Below are 1,669 nucleotides of genomic sequence, written 5' to 3'. Positions count from 1 at the left end.
GATATGAAGTTAGTATTCGCATCGGGATTGTTAAGTTGTGCTACAGCTATAATATTAGCACACAATCACCCATCAGGAAACGTGAAGCCAAGTGTTCAGGATTTAACTTTAACAAAAAGAATAAGGGAAGCAGGAAAAGTTTTGGAAATTGAAGTTCAAGATCATATCATTGTAACGAAGGATGGATACTATTCATTTGCCGATGAAGGCAATTTATAAAGGAATCTATTTTATTAACAATTCAGTTCATTATTTTATTAACAAGGCTAGTGGTTTGTACATACTTTGTACAAAATCATTGTACAAGGCTTAAAATGGCTTTAATATACTTGGAAAGGCAGTAATGCCCTCTATCTCTTAATCAGTGGGTCGAGAGTTCGATCCTCTCCCAGGTCACTTAAGCAGGCGTTCAATGGAGAACGCCTGTTCTACTTTACACCACAACAGACTTATTAACAATTTGTTATGTTGAATTTTGATGAAATAAAAAAGAGTTCGAGGATTTCTAAAAATATGTGGTCATAATTCTAATTTTCGGCAAAAGCAGCCCCGATTCCATTGAGTAGGCTATTTTTGAGTTCGATAATACTTGCGGGTTGGTAATCGGAGGATTAGTTCCCTATAGTACTTGGAGGCTTTTATAAGTTTAAAGACTTATAAAACACTTTTTTCTTCGCTGAATTTCTTATCCATCGGTCGGATAAATGACCAGGTAGAATGAATTACCCGCCATTCGTTATCCGCTTCTTTTTGATATACTTCTATGCAATTATATCCATATCTATTAGAGTAGTTTTAGCAAAAACCTGAAAGGTAAGCACAGCTATGTCCTGACCTATTTGTACACGAGGACTGCGGAAATCATAGGAGTCGGCAAACAACTTGCCTTTGACCGTTCCCAAAAACGTAACAATGGTGGCGTGATCGTCCACTCGTTCCGTAACGACTGCATCAAAATAAATGAAGCTGCGCTTAGACCAAAGTTGCTCATAACCAGAAGTGTCACCATTGAACCATTTGTCAAGGGCTGATTTTTCCAGCCCGGTGATATGGTCAGCAAGTTTTCGTTCTTCTTCTGTGTAATTTTGCTCGTAAGCGGGTTTTTCTTTCGTTGTCATAGTCTTTATGCTAAGTGTAATTTCATTATACCTCTTATACATGGCCCGTAATGATTAATAAGAGGCATTGAGATCGATCTTTAAAGACCCCACGCCATGTAGACGAGAGGCTTAAAGTTTTAATAACATCCGTTAATTATGTCCTTAAAAAAACACTCCAATTTGCCACTTCGTGAAAGGTAGCTTCAGGATCAATCTTTCAAGAAAGCATAATCTGTATATCCCTTTTCTCCCCCACCATACATTGTAGCTCCGTCCGGTRCATCCAGCTCAGCATTCAATTCAAACCGTCTAGGTAAATCGGGGTTGGCTAGAAGTAATGAACCGTAAGTGATTATTTTAGCGATACCTTTTTCCAGTTCTGCCTCCCCGCTGTCTTTATTGAACCCGCCATTGGTGATGACCAGGTGCTTACTAATTTTTTCGAATGTTTCTACCGTATTCTTAGGATATAGAGGGTAGTTATCTAAAGGAAAAAGCCATTCATCAGATGGATATAGGCCAGCGGCAATTCATTCAATGCTTCGATCAAAGGGGGGGGATTGCGCAAC

Annotated in this window: 2 protein-coding genes; one reads left to right on the top strand and one right to left on the bottom strand. The window is 38.8% G+C overall.

Annotated features, from left to right (window positions below):
* Nucleotides 1-219, top strand: a 219-nt coding sequence (locus tag AC1DPZ_RS26705) for a JAB domain-containing protein (protein ID WP_477409214.1), incomplete at its 5' end; no start/stop codon positions are given.
* Between the two features lie 542 nt (nt 220-761).
* On the opposite strand, the gene AC1DPZ_RS26700 is transcribed toward AC1DPZ_RS26705, so the two are convergent.
* Entirely contained in the window at nt 762-1,118 is a 357-nt protein-coding gene (locus tag AC1DPZ_RS26700) for a hypothetical protein (protein WP_477409212.1), read from the bottom strand.
* Nucleotides 1,119-1,669: the final 551 nt, after the last annotated feature.

Source organism: Mucilaginibacter sp. P4_G9 (genome assembly GCF_056400985.1).
The sequence above is the reverse complement of the archived record's forward strand: the minus strand, read 5'-3'. Positions and strand labels throughout refer to the sequence as shown.

Excerpts from the sequence above, each read along its gene's own strand:
- AC1DPZ_RS26700 (WP_477409212.1), bottom strand. The coding sequence starts at position 1,118 with ATGACAACGAAAGAAAAACCCGCTTACGAGCAAAATTACACAGAAGAA.